Origin of the sequence: Lactococcus sp. AK05 (genome assembly GCF_041026685.1) — a bacterium.
In the GTDB taxonomy this organism is placed as follows: domain Bacteria; phylum Bacillota; class Bacilli; order Lactobacillales; family Streptococcaceae; genus Lactococcus; species Lactococcus lactis.
Window position 1 is genome coordinate 1 of record NZ_JBFTEI010000027.1, and the last position, 439, is coordinate 439.

General features: G+C 49.9%; 5 tRNA genes. All 5 read left to right on the plus strand.

Going from position 1 to position 439, the window contains the following annotated elements:
- Nucleotides 1–3: 3 nt before the first annotated feature.
- The 5 genes from AB6B24_RS12405 to AB6B24_RS12425 all read left to right on the plus strand — a co-directional run bounded on the left by AB6B24_RS12405 (nt 4) and on the right by AB6B24_RS12425 (nt 438).
- Nucleotides 4–76, plus strand: a tRNA-Asp gene (locus AB6B24_RS12405).
- Nucleotides 77–93: 17 nt separating this feature from the next.
- Nucleotides 94–166 (plus strand) — tRNA-Lys (locus AB6B24_RS12410).
- Nucleotides 167–174: 8 nt separating this feature from the next.
- Nucleotides 175–256, plus strand: a tRNA-Leu gene (locus AB6B24_RS12415).
- A gap of 12 nt (nt 257–268) precedes the next feature.
- Nucleotides 269–341: transfer RNA gene (locus AB6B24_RS12420), tRNA-Thr, on the plus strand.
- 25 nt (nt 342–366) lie between these two features.
- Nucleotides 367–438 (plus strand) — tRNA-Gly (locus AB6B24_RS12425).
- Nucleotide 439 lies beyond the last annotated feature (1 nt).

Below are 439 nucleotides of genomic sequence, written 5' to 3' on the forward strand. Positions count from 1 at the left end.
AAAGGTTCTGTAGTGTAGCGGTTATCACGTCGCCCTGTCACGGCGAAGATCGCGGGTTCGATTCCCGTCAGAACCGTTAGTAGAAATACTAATGACTCGTTAGCTCAGTTGGTAGAGCATTTGACTTTTAATCAAAGGGTCGCTGGTTCGAGCCCAGCACGGGTCATAATCCTAGCGGATGTGGCGGAATTGGCAGACGCACTAGATTTAGGATCTAGCGCTTAACGGCGTGGGGGTTCAAGTCCCTTCATCCGCATACTAGGTATTAGCCGACTTAGCTCAGTTGGTAGAGCATCTGATTTGTAATCAGAGGGTCGCGTGTTCGAATCATGTAGTCGGCATTGTCGGAAGACACAAAGTTTAAGTGCGAACGTAGTTCAGGGGTAGAACACAACCTTGCCATGGTTGGGGTCGCGAGTTCGAATCTCGTCGTTCGCTT